General features: G+C 75.5%; 14 protein-coding genes and 1 riboswitch. Of the genes, 7 read left to right on the top strand and 7 right to left on the bottom strand.

The features are described from left to right. Positions 1 to 42 precede the first annotated feature (42 nt). Positions 43 to 1,452, bottom strand: a complete 1,410-nt coding sequence (lpdA, locus tag ACLE50_RS14530) for a dihydrolipoyl dehydrogenase (RefSeq protein ID WP_410944061.1) — start codon at positions 1,450 to 1,452, stop codon at positions 43 to 45. A gap of 222 nt (positions 1,453 to 1,674) precedes the next feature. Here lpdA and ACLE50_RS14535 point away from each other — a divergent pair, with 222 nt between their 5' ends. Beyond that, positions 1,675 to 2,046, top strand: a complete 372-nt coding sequence (locus ACLE50_RS14535) for an oxidoreductase (RefSeq protein ID WP_410944062.1) — start codon at positions 1,675 to 1,677, stop codon at positions 2,044 to 2,046. A 63-nt stretch (positions 2,047 to 2,109) separates the two neighbouring features. Here the strand turns inward: ACLE50_RS14535 and ACLE50_RS14540 are convergent, their stop codons facing one another. After that, entirely contained in the window at positions 2,110 to 2,961 is an 852-nt protein-coding gene (locus ACLE50_RS14540; protein ID WP_410944063.1) for an SDR family NAD(P)-dependent oxidoreductase, read from the bottom strand. Between the two features lie 57 nt (positions 2,962 to 3,018). Here ACLE50_RS14540 and ACLE50_RS14545 point away from each other — a divergent pair, with 57 nt between their 5' ends. Further along, the gene (locus ACLE50_RS14545) at positions 3,019 to 3,591 is read left to right on the top strand and encodes an LURP-one-related/scramblase family protein (RefSeq protein WP_410944064.1); all 573 of its coding nucleotides are present in this window, start codon (positions 3,019 to 3,021) and stop codon (positions 3,589 to 3,591) included. A gap of 108 nt (positions 3,592 to 3,699) precedes the next feature. On the opposite strand, the gene ACLE50_RS14550 is transcribed toward ACLE50_RS14545, so the two are convergent. Beyond that, positions 3,700 to 5,304, bottom strand: a complete 1,605-nt coding sequence (locus tag ACLE50_RS14550) for a leucyl aminopeptidase (protein ID WP_410944065.1) — start codon at positions 5,302 to 5,304, stop codon at positions 3,700 to 3,702. 299 nt (positions 5,305 to 5,603) lie between these two features. Here ACLE50_RS14550 and ACLE50_RS14555 point away from each other — a divergent pair, with 299 nt between their 5' ends. The 3 genes from ACLE50_RS14555 to ACLE50_RS14565 all read left to right on the top strand — a co-directional run bounded on the left by ACLE50_RS14555 (position 5,604) and on the right by ACLE50_RS14565 (position 9,267). Then, positions 5,604 to 6,923, top strand: coding sequence for an APC family permease (locus ACLE50_RS14555; protein ID WP_410944066.1), 1,320 nt, complete (start codon positions 5,604 to 5,606; stop codon positions 6,921 to 6,923). A gap of 19 nt (positions 6,924 to 6,942) precedes the next feature. Next, the gene (gene gcvT / locus ACLE50_RS14560) at positions 6,943 to 8,073 is read left to right on the top strand and encodes a glycine cleavage system aminomethyltransferase GcvT (protein ID WP_410944067.1); all 1,131 of its coding nucleotides are present in this window, start codon (positions 6,943 to 6,945) and stop codon (positions 8,071 to 8,073) included. Between the two features lie 72 nt (positions 8,074 to 8,145). Beyond that, on the top strand, positions 8,146 to 9,267 hold the full coding sequence (locus tag ACLE50_RS14565; RefSeq protein ID WP_410944068.1) for a branched-chain amino acid aminotransferase: 1,122 nt from the start codon (positions 8,146 to 8,148) through the stop codon (positions 9,265 to 9,267). An 89-nt stretch (positions 9,268 to 9,356) separates the two neighbouring features. Here ACLE50_RS14565 and ACLE50_RS14570 read toward each other — a convergent pair whose 3' ends face one another. Then, positions 9,357 to 10,373 (bottom strand): alcohol dehydrogenase catalytic domain-containing protein, encoded by a 1,017-nt coding sequence (locus ACLE50_RS14570; RefSeq protein WP_410944069.1) that lies wholly within the window; start codon positions 10,371 to 10,373, stop codon positions 9,357 to 9,359. A gap of 52 nt (positions 10,374 to 10,425) precedes the next feature. Between ACLE50_RS14570 and ACLE50_RS14575 the strand changes: the two genes are divergently transcribed. Continuing rightward, complete coding sequence (locus tag ACLE50_RS14575) at positions 10,426 to 11,079, top strand: HAD-IA family hydrolase (RefSeq protein ID WP_410944070.1); 654 nt, start codon at positions 10,426 to 10,428, stop codon at positions 11,077 to 11,079. Here the strand turns inward: ACLE50_RS14575 and ACLE50_RS14580 are convergent. From ACLE50_RS14580 to ACLE50_RS14590, 3 genes are read right to left on the bottom strand one after another with little or no spacing between them, the layout of a single operon-like run. After that, positions 11,036 to 12,565 (bottom strand): precorrin-2 C(20)-methyltransferase, encoded by a 1,530-nt coding sequence (locus tag ACLE50_RS14580; protein ID WP_410944071.1) that lies wholly within the window; start codon positions 12,563 to 12,565, stop codon positions 11,036 to 11,038. The two genes, ACLE50_RS14575 and ACLE50_RS14580, sit on opposite strands and share 44 nt — an antisense overlap. Beyond that, entirely contained in the window at positions 12,562 to 13,200 is a 639-nt protein-coding gene (locus tag ACLE50_RS14585) for a precorrin-8X methylmutase (protein WP_410944173.1), read from the bottom strand. The genes ACLE50_RS14580 and ACLE50_RS14585 overlap by 4 nt, the downstream gene beginning before the upstream one ends. Then, positions 13,197 to 14,411 carry a precorrin-3B synthase gene (locus tag ACLE50_RS14590; protein ID WP_410944072.1) on the bottom strand — a complete coding sequence of 405 codons (1,215 nt, stop codon included), beginning with the start codon at positions 14,409 to 14,411 and terminating at the stop codon, positions 13,197 to 13,199. Before ACLE50_RS14590 ends, ACLE50_RS14585 begins: the two co-directional genes overlap by 4 nt. A gap of 87 nt (positions 14,412 to 14,498) precedes the next feature. On the opposite strand from ACLE50_RS14590, the gene ACLE50_RS14595 reads away from it, so the two are divergent. Further along, entirely contained in the window at positions 14,499 to 15,119 is a 621-nt protein-coding gene (locus ACLE50_RS14595; protein ID WP_410944073.1) for a hypothetical protein, read from the top strand. Positions 15,120 to 15,174: 55 nt separating this feature from the next. Beyond that, positions 15,175 to 15,249, top strand: a riboswitch (cobalamin riboswitch). The last annotated feature ends 81 nt before the right edge of the window (positions 15,250 to 15,330 follow it).

Consider the following 15,330-nt stretch of genomic DNA (forward strand, 5'->3'; position numbering starts at 1 on the left):
CCTCTGTGTTCCGCGTGGGTGTTCGGGTCTGTTGCGGCCGGGTCAGCCGTGGGTGTGCAGCGGTTTCCCGGCCAGGGCGAGGTGGGCCTCACCGAGGGCCTCGCTCTGCGTGGGGTGGGCGTGGACGAGTGCGGCGACGTCGGCGGGCACGGCTTCCCAGTTGTAGATCAGCTGTGCCTCCCCGACGAGCTCACCGACGCGTGACCCGACCATGTGTACGCCGACGACCGGGCCGTCGCCCGGCGAGCCGTCGGGGCCGGCGGCCTGGACCAGCTTGACCGCGCCCGCGGTCTGCAGGATCTGCGACTTCCCGTTCCCGGCCAGGTCGTAGGTCAGGGTGCGGACCTCACCGTGCCGCTCGCGGGCGGCGTCCTCGGTCAGCCCGACCGAGGCGATCTCGGGGTCGCAGTAGGTGACGCGGGGGATGCCGTCGTCGGTGACCGGGGCGGGGGACAGCCCCGCGACGTCCTCGGCGACGAAGATCCCGTGCGCGAAGCCGCGGTGCGCGAGCTGCAGGCCGCGGGTGATGTCGCCGACGGCGTACACCCCGTCGAGGCCGGTGCGCAGCCGCTCGTCGACGTCGACGAAGCCGTCGGTCATCGGCACCCCGGCCTCGGTGAACCCGTGCCCGGTGGTGTTCGGCCCGCGCCCGACGGCCACGAGCAGCAGGTCGGCCTCGATCTCCTCGCCGGACTCGAGGGTGACGGTGACGGCGTCGTCGGTCTGCACGGCCTTGTCCAGGCGCACGCCGAGCCGGGTCGCGATCCGCCGCCGCCGGAACGCGCGCTCCAGCTGGGTGGAGCAGAACTCGTCCTCGGCAGGGACGAGCCGGGGCAGCGCCTCGACGACGGTGACCTCGGCGCCGAAGGAACGGAAGACGCTGGCGAACTCGACACCGATCACGCCGCCGCCGAGCACGACGACCCGCTGCGGGGCCTCGTCGAGGGCGATGGCGCCGTCGGAGGAGACGATCCGCCCGCCCAGCTCCAGGCCGGGCAGGGTGCGGGCGTAGGAGCCGGTGGCCAGTACGACGTGCCGGCCGCGCACGGTGCGGGGCTCGGGGCCCTCCACGCGGACCTCGCCGGGCCCGACGATCGTTCCCGCGCCCTCGACGACGGTGATCCTCCGCGACGCGACCAGGCCCTGCAGACCCTTGTACAACCGGGAGACGACGCCGTCCTTGTAGGAGTTCACCCCGGCCATGTCGACGCCGTCGAAGGTGGAGCGGATGCCGACCCTGTCGCCGGTGCGGGCGTGGTCGGCGACCTCGGCGGCGTGCAGCAGCGCCTTGGTCGGGATGCAGCCGCGGTGCAGGCACGTCCCGCCGAGCTTGTCCTTCTCGACCAGCGTGACCGAGAGACCGAGCTCCGCGGCGCGCAACGCGCAGGCGTAGCCACCGGAACCACCACCGAGGATCACCAGGTCCGCGACGGGCGCGTCCGGGTCGGACACCGATGACTCCCTCCCGCCTCCCCGATCGGTGGGGAGGTCGTGCGGCGACCATCTTGTCACTCCGCGCGCGGGACGCCAGTGGGGCGTCGGGAGCGAATCCGGCGTCCCGTTCGTTGAGCATCCCGACGACCGTGCGCGGCGGCACCGGCGACCGGCGCCCGATGGGCGGATGATCAGCGGGTTCCGGCGCGCGGGGACCGCCCGAGGGGAAGGATGGCGACGATGGGACTGCTGGACAGGTTCCGCTCCGGCCGGACGTCCGGTGGCGCCACCACACGCTCGGGCACCGAGGCCTACCTGCGCGACTGGGCGGCGGCACGCCGCGGCGTGGAGGCGTTCGTGGAGCCGCCGACGGTCGTCACCGAGACGACCGTGGTGTTCGTCGCCCACGACGGCGAGTGGACCCGGCGCCGGATCACCCCGAAACGCGCGACGAAGCTGGCCCGCGCGCTCGCGATGCCGATCTACGACGTCCAGCGGGTCGGCTATCCGCAGCGGATGCGCGACCACGACAGCCGCGAGCGGCTGCTGCGCAAGCGCGAGGAGCGCGAGGAGCTGCTGCGCAAGCTGCGGGACAAGGACCGCGAGCGCTGAGCGTCCGGGTGCTCAGGTGCCCCGGCTGATCAGATGTCGCGGCTGCCCGGGTGTCGGCGCAGTTCAGGTGTTCCGGCCCAGCGCCTTCGCCCGCTTCGCGCCGAACGCGCGCAGCGCGGGCTCCAGCCGCAGCGCCGGGCCGGGCAGCGCGCCGGTGAGCCGCATCATCGCCGCCCGCCAGGCAGGCACCGACCGGTAGACGCGGCTCGTCCCGAACATCCCGACCAGCGCGTCGGCGACCTGCTCGGGCGTCACCAGCATCCCGGAGCGCACCAGCGCCTGCCCCTGCCCGCCGGGCTCCATGCCGCGCAGCAGGGCGGTGTCGACGCCGTCCGGGTTGACCGCGTGCACCCGGATGCCCTCGCCGCGGACCTCGTTGGCCAGCGCCGAGGTCAGCGACAGCACCCCGGCCTTCGACGCCGCGTACACCGACAGTCCCGGCACCGGGCCGAGCGCGGACAGCGACGCCGTCACCCCGATCTCGCCGCCGTGCGCGGTCCCGGCCAGTGCCTGCTCCCGGTACGCCGCGACGGCCGCCCGGGCGCCCCACAGCGGGCCGAGCAGGTTGATCTCCACCAGGGCGCGGGCGTGCCCGGCCGAGATGCCGGTGGTGGTGCCGTCGAACCCGACGCCGGCGTTGGCGACCCAGGCACCCAGCGGGGCCAGGTCGCGGGCCAGGGTGGTCACGGTCTCCGCCTCGGCCGGGTCGGTGACGTCGTAGCCGGCCGCGCCCGCCGCGCCGATCCGGGCCGCGGTGGCCTCGGCCGCGACGCCGTCGAGGTCGGTGACCAGGACCCGGTAGCCGCGCTCGACCAGCTCCGCCGCGATCGCGGTGCCGATGCCGCCCGCGGCGCCGGTGACCACCGCCGAACGGGGAGCGTGCGCGGGGATCTCGTGACGGCGTCGTCGGGTCATGATCGGAAGTATGGCCTACCGGCCGGTAACCCCGGAACCCTGCCAGACTCCGGCGTCGTGACCGCCGCGATGCACCTGCCCCGCTTCTCCGTCCGCCAGCGGATCACCCTCGGGGTGAACCGCTACGAGATCCACGCGACCACCCCGGAGGGCCGCGAGGGCGAGCTGATGGCCTTCGCCCAGCAGAAGCGGTTCGCGTTCAAGGAGGAGGTCACCTTCTACACCGACGACTCCCGCAGCCGCCGGGTGTTCTCGTTCAAGGCCCGCCAGCGGCTCGACGTCGGCGCGCAGTACGACGTGCTCGACGAGGCAGGCACCCCGCTCGGGGTGTTCGCCAAGAAGTTCGGCGCCAGCCTGCTCCGCTCGACCTGGACGATCGCCGTCCCCGGGCTGGAGGCCACCGGCCGGGAGCGGAGCGTCGCCGTCGCGCTGCTGCGGCGCGCGACCGACGACCTCCCGCTCCCGTTCCACTTCGACTTCACCGACGACGCCGGCGGCGGACCGGTCATGAGCAGCGACCGGAAGTGGTCGCTGCGGGACCGCTACGACGTCGTCGTCCCGGACACCCGGCTGGACTTCCGGGTCGCCGCGGCCATGGCTGTGGCCCTGGACGCCCTGCAGGAACGGTGACGCTGCAGGAACGGTGAGTCACCCGTTCGCTGCTGTATCGATGCGCGCTCACCCGTTCGCGGCTGTGTCGATGTGCGCTCACCCGTTCGCGGCTGTATCGATGCGCGCTCACCCGTTCGCTGAGACGTCCTCCAGGAACGCTGCGATCGTCCGCACCGGGACGCCGGTGCCGCCCTTGGTGGTGTAGCCGCGCGTCCCGCCCGGGTTGTAGGCCGGGCCCGCGACGTCCAGGTGCGCCCACGGCAGCCCGGCAGGCACGAACTCGCGCAGGAAGATCCCGGCGACGAGCATCCCGCCGAACCGGTTGCCGGTGACGTTGGCGAGGTCGGCGACGCGGGAGTCCAGCTCGGAGCGCAGGTACTGCGGCAGCGGCATCGCCCAGCCGTCCTCACCGGTCTCGACGGCGTGCGCGGTCACCCGGTCCCGCAGCTCGTCGGCACCCATGATCCCGGCGGTGCGCATGCCCAGCGCGACCTCCTGCGCGCCGGTCAGCGTCGAGGTCTCGACCAGGTAGTCGGGCTCGTCCTCGGCGGCGCGCACGATCGCGTCGGCCAGAACCAGCCGGCCCTCGGCGTCGGTGTTGAGCACCTCGACCGTCTTCCCGCCGTACATGGTCAGCACGTCACCGGGCCGGTACGCCGTCGACGACGGCATGTTCTCCGCCATCGGCACCGTCGCGGTCACCGCGACCGGCAGCTCCAGCTTCGCGGCGAGAACCACCGAGGCGATGACGGCCGCGGCGCCACCCATGTCCGAGGTCATGTCCGGCATGCCGGCGTTGGGCTTCAGCGAGATGCCGCCGGTGTCGAAGGTGATGCCCTTGCCGACCAGCGCGACCTTCTTCGCCGCGTCCCCGCCGCCGTTCCAGGTGAGCCGGACCAGGCGCGGCTTGCGCGACGAGCCCTGCCCGACCCCGCTGACACCGCCGAAGCCCTGCTCGAGCAGCTGGGCGTCGTCGAGGACCTCGGTCTCCAGCCCGGCCTCCTCGGCCAGCGCGACCGCGCGGGCGGCGAAGGTCTCCGGGTAGAGCAGGTTCGGCGCGGTGTTCACCAGGTCGCGGGCGGTGTTCACGGCCTCGGCGACGAGCGCGGCCCGGCGCACGGTGTCCTCGTCGGAGCCGGTGAACTCCCAGCTCGCGACGGGCGCCGCGGACGCGTCCGGGGCGGTGCGGTGGGTGTCGAAGACGTAGCCGCCGAGCAGAGTGCCCTGCACCGCGGCCTCGGCGTCGACGGCGGCCAGGGTGCTCACCGCGGACGCGCTGCCTGCCAGCGCGCGGGCCGCGGCACCGGCGGCGCGGCGGACCCGGTCGGCCGCGGCCGCCGCGTCACCCGAGTCCCCGTCACCCGAGTCCCCGTCACCCGAGTCCCCGTCACCGGAGTCGGGGTCCGTGGAGTCGATGCCGGCCGGGGCGCCCAGGCCGACGGCGACCAGCCGCGGTGCGGCGACGGCGCCGCGGGTCGGCAGCGACACGACCTGCTCGACCTTGCCGGTCGCGCCGACGGTGCGCAGCAGCTCCGCCAGCTCTCCGCCGAACGCGGCGTCGACGGCCTCGGAGCCCGCGGCGAGCACCGGGGCGGCCTGCCCGGAGTCCGAGTCCCCGGAGGTGCCGGGGTGCAGGCCGATCACCAGCGCGTCGGCGGTCACCTCCGCGGGCGACGTCGACGACGCGGCCACGGCGGGCCGGGTCGGGGCGGGGGTGGTCGTGTCGGTCACGGGGAGCTCCTCCTGCGTCGTTGCGTCGGCCGTCACTGCGTCTGCGCTGTCGGTGGTGCGTGTGCGCCATCGGCACCGCCGGCTCAGCGGCGGCCGGTCGGGCACGGTCGTCCGGGGTCCTTCCTGGACCGTGCGGACGATCGTGGTCGTCCGGATGTGGGAACCCACACCGGCGCCGTCTCACACATAGTGACCAGCGCACACCTGTCGTGCGGGCGTACGCGGGTGAGACCGGACCGAAATGCTAATGACACCCCCGCGGCGCCGCGCGGCGCCGGGCCGGATGGGATGGTGTCGCGGTGCCACGGACGCCGACCCGCATCCCGACCGCCACGGCGGTCGTCGTCGCGCTCGGCGCCACCTTCGGCACGGGCCTCTACGCCGCGCTCGCCCCGGCCGCCGGGGCCGCAGGCGGCTGGCTCGGCGCGGCGATCCTCATCGCCGGTCTCGTCGCGGTCGGCGTGGTGTTCTCCACCGCCCACCTCGCGACGGCCCGCCCGGCCGGGCCCGAGGTCGTCGTCGGGGACCTGCCGGCGCCGCTGGTACGCCTCTCGGACTCCGCACGCCTGGTGTCCCGGCTCGCCGCCGCGGCCGCCGCGGCGGGGGTGTTCGGTGCCTACGTGCTGCCCTCGCAACCGTTGCCGGTGGCGATCGTGGCGGTGCTGGCCGTCGTCGGGGTGAACGCGGCGGGCGTGCGGATATCGCGCGGCTCCTCGACCGGCCTGGTCGTCGCGACCCTGCTGGTCCTGACCGTGGTGTCCTACGTCGGATTCTTCGGCACCGGCCCCGAGGTCACCGCCGGTGCGGTCGCCGAGGGCACCCCGGACGAACCCGTGGTCGGCACCCTGCAGATGGCGATCGAACCCGGCCCGCTCGGCGTCCTGACCGCGGCCGCGTTCGTCTTCTTCTCCTACACCGGGCTCTCCCGGGTGGCCGAGCTCGGTGGCAGCCTGCGCGACCCGAAGCGGGCGATGCGGCGCGCCCCCGTGGTCGCCGTCGCGGTCACCACGCTGGTGCTGCTGGTGCTCGGTGGCGCGCTGCTGCACGGGCTCGGCGCGTCCCGGCTGGCGGAGTCCCCGACCCCGCTGGCCTCGCTGATGGACACCGGCGGCAGCCCCGCACTCGGCGTCCTGGTGCGGATCGGCGCCGCCGCCGCGACCGCCGCCGCGCTGCTCGGGGCGCTGTCCCGGGCCGCTGCGACGGCCGCGCGCATGTCGCGGGCCGGGACGATGCCGTCGTCGCTGGGGCGCAGCGGGCCGCGTGACACCCCGTGGGTGGCCGACCTCGTGCTCGGCGCGATCACCGTCGCGACGACGGTGCTGGTCGGGCCGCTCACCGCGATCGCGGTGTCGGTCGCCGCCACCCTGCTGCACCACGCCCTGCTGCACGCCGCGGTCCTCGGGCTGCCGGCCCGCGGGCCGGTGACCGTCGTCGTCGCCGGGGCCGGGGGAGTGGCCTGCCTCGCGCTGGCCGCGACGCTGCCGGGGGCGCCGCTGGTGGCCGCCGCGGTCGTCGTCGTGGGGGTGTGGGCGCTGGGCGCCGTGCACCGCCGCGGCGGGCGCCCGGAGACCGGGGCCGGCCGTGCGGCCCCACCGGATCCGGAGGAACGGGCGGCCTGAGCCCGATAGGGTCGGCGTCGTGACCGACGACGATCTTCAGCCCAGCCCGCTGCACGACCGGCACGTCGCCCTCGGCGCCACCCTCGGCGAGTTCGGGGGCTGGTCGATGCCGATCTCCTATCCGGACGGCACCGTCGCCGAGCACACCGCCGTCCGCGAGAGCGCCGGGCTGTTCGACGTCAGCCACCTCGGCACCGTCCCGATCGCCGGGCCCGGCGCCGCCGCGCACCTCAACACCTGCCTCACCAACGACCTCGACCGGATCGGCCCGGGGCGCGCGCAGTACACCCTGGCCTGCGACGACGACGGCGGCGTCCTCGACGACATGATCGTCTACCGGGCCGCCGACGACGACCTGCTGCTCGTGCCCAACGCCGCGAACTCCACCCGGATCGTCGAGAAGCTCGCCGAGAACGCGCCCGACGGCGTCACGATCACCGACCGGCACGCCGACCTCGCCGTCCTCGCGGTGCAGGGCCCGCGCGCGGCCGAGGCCGTCACCGCCGCGCTCGGCGAGGCCGGGTCCGTGGTCGACGACCTCGGCTACATGGCCTTCACCGACCTCGAGGGCGGCCTGTCCGAGGGCGGGATCCGGTTGTGCCGCAGCGGCTACACCGGCGAGCTCGGCTACGAGCTGATCTGCGACGCCGCGGCCGCCCCCGCCCTGTGGGACGCCCTGCTCGACGCCGTACGCGCCGTCGGCGGCGGTCCGTGCGGGCTCGCCGCCCGGGACACGCTGCGCACCGAGATGGGCTATCCGCTGCACGGCCACGAGCTGTCCGAGGAGATCACCCCGGTGCAGGCGGGCAGCGCGTGGGCGGTCGGCTGGGACAAGCCGTCGTTCTGGGGGAAGGACGCGCTGACCGCCGAACGGGCCGCCGGGCCGCGACGCCGGCTGCGCGCGCTGCGGGCGACCGGGCGCGGCGTGCCGCGGGCCGGGATGACCGTGCTCGACGGCGAGGGCGGCAACCCGGTCGGCGTCGTCACCTCCGGGACGTTCTCCCCGACCCTGAAGACCGGTATCGCGCTGGCGCTGGTCGACACCGCCCCGAAGGTCGCCGCCGGGGACACGCTGGTGATCGACGTGCGGGGGCGCGCGCTGCCCGTCGAGGTCGTGAAACCGCCACTGGTGGACTCGCACGTGAAGTGACCGCCCGGCCGGATTCCCGGCCCGCGGGAATCCGGCTTCGAGGGCACGGCGGGACAGGGATACCTTGGAGGTATGAGCGCGCCGCAGTTCTCCGTCACCCGTAACCCGCACCCGGCGTCCCCCGAGCGGCGCGCCGAGATCCTGGCCGACCCCGGGTTCGGGCGGTACTTCACCGACCACATGGTGACCATCCGCTGGTCGGAGGACCAGGGCTGGCACGACGCGGCGGTGGTGCCCTACGGGCCGATCACCCTCGACCCGTCGTCGATGGTGCTGCACTACGGCCAGGAGATCTTCGAGGGCCTCAAGGCCTATCGGCAGGCCGACGGCTCCATCGCCTCGTTCCGCCCGGACGCCAACGCCCGCCGCTTCCAGGGCTCGGCGCAGCGGCTGGCGATGGCCGAGCTGCCCGAGGAGCTGTTCCTCGCCTCGCTGTCCGAGCTGCTCTCGGTCGACTCCGAGTGGGTCCCGGCCTCCGGCGGCGAGGACTCGCTCTACCTGCGGCCCTTCATGATCGCGACCGAGGTCGGGCTGGGTGTCCGGCCCTCGGCGGAGTACCTCTACATGCTCATCGCCTCCCCGGCCGGCCCGTACTTCGCCGGTGGCGTGCAGCCGATGGACGTCTGGCTGGAGCGCGAGTACACCCGCGCCGCCCTCGGCGGCACCGGCACCGCGAAGTGCGGCGGGAACTACGCGGCCTCGCTGCTCCCGCAGGCCGTCGGCGCCCAGCACGGCTGCGCCCAGGTCGCCTACCTCGACGCCGAGGAGCACACCTGGATCGACGAGATGGGCTCCAACAACCTGTTCTTCGTCTTCCGCCGCCCCGACGGCTCCACCGAGGTCGCCACCCCCGACCTGCGCGGATCCGTCCTCGCGGGGATCACCCGGGACTCGATGCTGACCGTGGCGAAGGACCTGGGCTACGAGGTCACCGAGCGCCGGATCGCCGGTAGCGAGCTGATCGACGGCGCCGCCGACGGCAGCCTCCTCGAGGTCTTCGGCTGTGGCACCGCTGCGGTCGTCACCCCGATCGGGACCGTCAAGTACTCCGGTGGCGAGGTCACCGTCGGCGACGGGCAGCCCGGCCCGGTCACCCTGGCGCTGCGGGAGGCGCTGACCGACGTCCAGCGCGGTGTCGCGGCCGACCCGCACGGCTGGATGACCGAGCTGGTGCCGGCACCCGCCTCGGTCTGAGGGCCGGCTCCCGAACCCGGTGATCACCCGTTGTGGAGTATTCGCACCGCTGGGCGTGCGCTCCGCTCCTCAACCGGTGATCACCGGGATCAGGGTTCGATCACCGCCACCTCGCCCGGCGCCGGGCGGGCGGCGAGGGCGGCGGGGGCGTCGTCGAGGGTGATCCGGCGGGTGACCAGGCGGGTCGGGTCGAGGCGGCCGTCGTCGACCAGGGTCATGAGCTGCGGGTAGTCGGCGGCGGCCATGCCGTGGCTGCCGGTGAGCGTCAGCTCCTTCGCGATCATCACCGGCACGTCGACGACCGGCGACGCGGCCAGCAGCCCCACCTGCACGAGCGTCCCCTGCCGGCGCAGCGCGGCGATCCCGAGGGCGAGCGCGTCGGCGTTCCCGGCGGCCTCGACCGCGAGCCGCGCCCCGCCGTCGCCGACGACGTCGCGGACCGCGTCGGCGCCCCCGGCGGTGTCGACCGCGGCCACCGCTCCGAGCGACACCGCCCGCTCCCGGGCGGCGGGCGACGGGTCCGCGACGACCGCCTCAGCCCCGAGCGCCGAGGCCAGCAGCACCGCGGCCAGCCCGACCCCACCGGCACCCAGCACGAGCACCCGCTCCCCGGGAGCCAGCGCGCCGCGGGCGGTCAGTGCCCGGTACGCCGTCGCGACCCGGCAGCCGAGCAGTGCCGCCCCGCCCGCGTCGGCACCGGCCGGGAGCGCGACGAGGTTGTGGTCGGCGTGGCGCAGCCCGACCAGCTCGGCGAACGACCCGTCGTGGGTGAAGCCCGGCTGCTCCTGGTGGGAACACACCTGGGCGTGCCCCGCGGCGCAGTCGCCGCAGATGCCGCAGCCGCAGACGAACGGCGTCGTGACCCGGTCGCCGACCCGCACGCGTCGCACGTCCGCGCCGACGGCGACCACCTCACCGGCCAGCTCGTGGCCGGGTACGAAGGGCAGGGCCACGTCGCCGTCGTGGCCGCGGAAGGCGAACCGGTCGCTCGCGCAGAGCCCGGTCGCCGCGACCCGGACGACGACGCCGTCCGGCGCGGGGACCGGGTCCGGCAGCTCGACGACGGTGGGCTCGGATCCGAACTCGGTGACCTGTACCGCGCGCATGTCGTGATCGTCGCACCCCGGTTATCCTCGCGTCGCGAGGAAAGGAGTGGCCGTGTTCGCAGCAGTGTTGTTCGACATGGACGGGACCATCGTGGAGTCCGACGCCGCCGTCGCGCGGGCGTGGGAGAGCTGGGCCCGCGAGTACGACGTGCCGCCGGCGGAGCTCGCCCGGGTGGCCGACGGCGTCCCCTCCGACGGGACGATCCGGATGCTCCGCCCGGACCTCGACGAGGCCGCGCTGGACGTCGCCGCGGCCCGTCAGCTGGAGCTCCAGTACGACGACCTGCACGACGTCCACGCCCTTCCCGGCGCCCCCGAGCTGCTCGCCGCGCTCGACACCGCGGGCATCCCGTGGGCCGTGGTGACCAGCGCGGACCGCCGGCTCGCCCGGGCCCGGCTGGCCGCGTCCGGGCTGGAGGTGCGGGTGCTGGTGGCGCGCGACGACATCGTCCGCGGCAAGCCCGACCCGGAGGGCTACCGGACGGCGGCGGAGCTGCTCGGCGCCGCCCCGGCGGACTGCCTGGTCGTCGAGGACGCCGAGGCCGGGCTCGCCGCGGGCCGTGCGGCGGGCGCCCGCACCGCGGCCCTGCGCGGCCTGGACGGCGACCTGCGCCCGGCCGACCTGTACGAGCTCGCCGCGCTGCTGGGCCTCGGGGAGCGGGTCAGCCGGTCGTCGTCCCGCCCGGACCGTAGTGGCGCGGGGTGAACACGACCGGCGTCCCGCCGCGCTCGACGACCTGCGTGGTCGACGAGCCGACGATCACCAGCGTGCGCATGTCGACCAGCTCCGGGTCGAGCTCCCCGAGCGTGGTGACGACGATCCGCTGACCGGCGCCGCCGACGTCGCGGCCGAGCACGACCGGGGTGTCGGTGGACCGGACCTCCAGCAGGACGTCGCGGGCCGCGCCGACCTGCCACGGCCGGGCCTTCGACCGCGGGTTGTAGATCGCGATCGCCAGGTCGCCCGACGCCGCGGCCCGCAGCCGGTCCGCGACGACGTCCCACGGCTTGAGCCGGTCGGACAGCGAGATCATCGCGTGGTCGTGGCCCAGCGGGGCACCGACCGCCGCCGACACCGCCTGGGCGGCGGAGAGCCCGGGCAGCACCCGGACCGGGACGTCGAGGTACTTCTCCTGTGCGGCGACCTCCAGCACGGCGGTCGCCATCGCGAACACCCCCGGGTCCCCGGCGGAGACGACCGCGACCCGGCGCCCGGACGCGGCCAGGTCCAGGGCGTGCGCGGCCCGCTCGGCCTCGACCCTGTTGTCCGAGGCGTGCCGGACCTGGCGCGGGTTCGGCGGGACCCGGTCGAGGTACGGGCCGTAGCCGACGAGGTCGTCGACCTCGGCCAGCGCGGCGGCGACCTGCGGGGTCAGCCAGTCGCGCCCGGCAGGCCCGGTCCCGACGACGACCACCTCGCCCGCTCCGGTGACCGGCGCGGCCTCCCGCGCGGGCACCGACGCGGCGACCTCACCGGCGAGCAGCGCGATCGAGAAGTACGGCACCGACCCGGCGTCGACGTCGGCGAGGTCGCCGGTGCGCTGGCCCTCCATCGTGGCGCGCTCGACGTAGCGGGTGCGGTCGAGCTTGCCTGCGTCGGCCAGCGCGCCGCGGACGTTGCCGAAGGTGCGGCCCAGCTTCATCACCGCCGCGGAGTCGGTGTCGGCGAGCCGGCGGGCCAGCTCCGCGCGGGGCAGCGTGCCGGGCAGCACGGTGAGCACCTCGTCGCGCTCCACCAGCGGCTGCCCGAGCGCCGCGGCCGCCCCGCTGATCGAGGTCACCCCGGGGACGACCTCGGTGCGGTAGCGGCCGGACAGGCGCTTGTGCATGTGCATGTAGGAGCCGTAGAACAGCGGGTCGCCCTCGGCCAGGACGACGACGTCGCGACCCGCGTCCAGGTGCGCGGCCAGCCGGGCGGCGGCCTCGGTGTAGAACGCGTCGATCGCGCCCTGGTAGCCGCCCGGGTGGTCGGTGGTCTCGGTGGTGACCGGGTAGACCAGCGCCTCCTCGATCGCGGTGCCGGACAGGTGCGGCTCGGCGATCCGGCGCGCGATGGAGCGGCCGTGGCGGGCGGAGTGGTAGGCGATGACGTCGGCGTCACGGACCAGGCGGGCCGCCTTGATCGTCGTCAGCTCGGGGTCACCCGGGCCGAGGCCGACGCCGTAGAGGGTGCCGGTGTTCTCGCTGGTCACGCCATGATCTCCTGCTCGTGGGCCAGCGCGTTGAGCGCGGCTGCGGTGATCGCCGACCCGCCGCGGCGGCCGTGGACGACGAGGTGTTCCAGGTCGGTGCGCTGGGCCAGCGCCTCCTTCGACTCGACCGCTCCGACGAACCCGACCGGGATCCCGACGATCGCGGCCGGTCGCGGCGCACCCCGGTCGATCAGGTCGAGCAGGTGGAACAGCGCCGTCGGGGCGTTGCCGACGGCGACGACGGCGCCGTCGAACCGGTCGGCGAGCAGCTCCAGCGCGGCGGCGGAACGGGTGTTGCCGATCTCCGCCGCGTACTCGGGGACCCGCGGGTCCCGCAGCAGGCACAGCACCTCGTTGCCCGCGGGCAGCCGGGACGCGGTGACCCCGGAGGCGACCATCATCGCGTCGCAGAGGATCGGGGCGCCCGCCTTCAGCGCGGTGCGGGCGGCGTCGACGAGGCCGTCGGACGCGGCGATGTCGGCGGTCAGGTCGACCTGCCCGCACGCGTGGATCATGCGGACGGCGACGTCGGCCATCCCCGGCGGCAGCCCGGAGAGGTCGGCCTCGGCGCGGATCGTCGCGAACGAACGGCGGTAGATCTCGTTGCCGTCGGTGATGTAGTCGTACCCGCTCAGCGGAGCTCCTCGGTCAGGGACCCGATGTCGGTGTCGGTTCCGTCGATCTCGTAGGTGTGCGGCCCGGTCGCGACGACGTCGGCGTGCGCGGCGTGCGGTGCGCCGCACCGCCGGGCGCATCCGGTGACGTGGACGGGCCGCCCCGGGCCGGCCGCGATCAGCTCCCGGGCGTGCGTGCGGACGTCGGCGAGGGACTTGGCGCAGCCCGGCGCCCCCGCGCACGCGGAGACCAGCAGCGCCGGATCCCCCGGGTCGACGACGAGGCCCGCGTCGCGCAGGCGGTGGGGCGCGCCGGGTGCCGGCCGGGGCAGGACCAGGGTGCGCCACGGGGTGACGAGGAGCTCGGCTGCCTCGGCGGTCAGCGCGCCGACCTGCGCGGCGGACAGCTCGCCGAGCACCGGCGCGACGCCGAGCGCCCCGCCGCCGAGCTGCCCAACCCCGGGGTGCGGCGCCACCGCGGCGTCGGTCAGCACCGCGTCGTCGCCGGAGCCGCAGGACTGTGTTGATCGGCTGCCGGTGGGGGCGGGCCGCTCGCTCAGCGCCGCGGCGATCCGGGTGGCGGCGTCCGGCAGCTCCGCGGCCCGCCAGGCCCGGGCGGCCGGGTCCGCGGCGTGGGTCTCCCGCAGCTCCAGGAACACCTCGGCCGCCTCGGCCAGCAGGAGCGGCGCCCCGGCCGGGTCCGTACGCAGTCCGGTCCGGCTTCCGGCGACGAGCAGCTCCCCGGCGTCCGGGCCGGTGGCGGCCCAACACAGGTCGGGGCGCTCGGCGGCGACGTCGCCGCGGCCGTCGTCGAGGGCGAACAGGAACCGGCCGGGCAGCGCCGCGAGCCCGGGGCGGGCGCACAGGGCGTCGTCGAGGACGACGGCGAGCCCGCGGACGTCGGCCCGCCCGCCGGTGATCCCGGACAGCGGCGACGCCAGCACGTTGCGGACGCGTTCGTGCGTCGCCGAGGGCAGCAGCCCGGCCCCGGACAGCCACGCGACGGGCCGCCCGTCGGCCGGGTCCAGGCCCCGGAGCTGCAGGTTTCCGCGCGAGGTCAGGTGCACCGCACCGTCACCCGCGGCGACGGCGAGCCCGGCCACCGCGGCCAGCGCGCCGGCGGTGACGACGCCGCCCGGCAGCCGGACGCGCGCCAGCGCACCGTCCGCCGCGAGGTGCGGCGAGACGACGCCCGGGCAGGCGTCGGCGCGGGTACGGGCGGTCGTCGGCACGTCCACCACGGTAGCCCGCGCCGTGCCGTGGTCCGCCCGGCCGGGCGGGGTGGGTTCGGTGACACCCCCGGTGGGGTACCCGCCGCCGTGACCATCGGCTCCCCGCTCGAACGGTTCGACGGCTGGATCACCGGCCTGGGTACCTCGTCCGGCCGCCGCGTGGTGGTCGGGCACTGGCCGGAGTCCCCGTTGGGCTCGTTCACCGACGTCATGACCGAGTCTCCGGACGGGCACCGCACCCTGCTCGCCCCGTCCGAGCGGGTCGCGGAGTTCGTGGCGGCGACCTACACCTTCGACGACGTCCGGGTCGTCGACGTGGTGCACACCGCCCGGGGCGACGCCCGCCAGGTGCTCGCCGGCCCGCTGGAGGTGGCGTGGCGGCTCGGCCCGCGTCCGGCGCTGGGGTGGTTGCTGCGCGCCCTGCCGGGCGCGCTGGCCACCGACCCGCGCTGGCTGGCCGCGATCGACCCGCTGGTCCGGCGGCTGCAGCCCGGGGTGCGCACCGCAGGCAGCGCCGGTGGCGGTCGCCGCGAGTTCTACGGTGCCCGGGACCTGCACCGGGTCACCGCCGTCGCCGGACTGTGGGCCGACGACGACCTCGGCCGCGTCGCACCGCTCGATCCGCCGGTGCGGTTCGGGTTCGGTTCGGCCCCGCGCCTGCCTGCCCACGTGCGGATCACCACCCTGGTCGGACCCACCTTGACGTGACCAGGGGCCGCCGCCGATGGTGAGCGGTGACAACCGAAGACGGCGAGCGGGGACCCAGGAAGCCCGGTGCGAGTCCGGCGCGGTCCCGCCACTGTGACCCGGCGCGGAGTGCCCGGGGAGCCAGACACTGCCCCCGCACGCCGCGCCGCCTCCACCCGGGACGAGGATCCCGAGGAAGGTCCGTGTGATGACGCGCGCCCGCTGCGGGGAT

It is taken from the genome of Pseudonocardia phyllosphaerae (genome assembly GCF_046546475.1).
In the GTDB taxonomy this organism is placed as follows: domain Bacteria; phylum Actinomycetota; class Actinomycetes; order Mycobacteriales; family Pseudonocardiaceae; genus Pseudonocardia; species Pseudonocardia phyllosphaerae.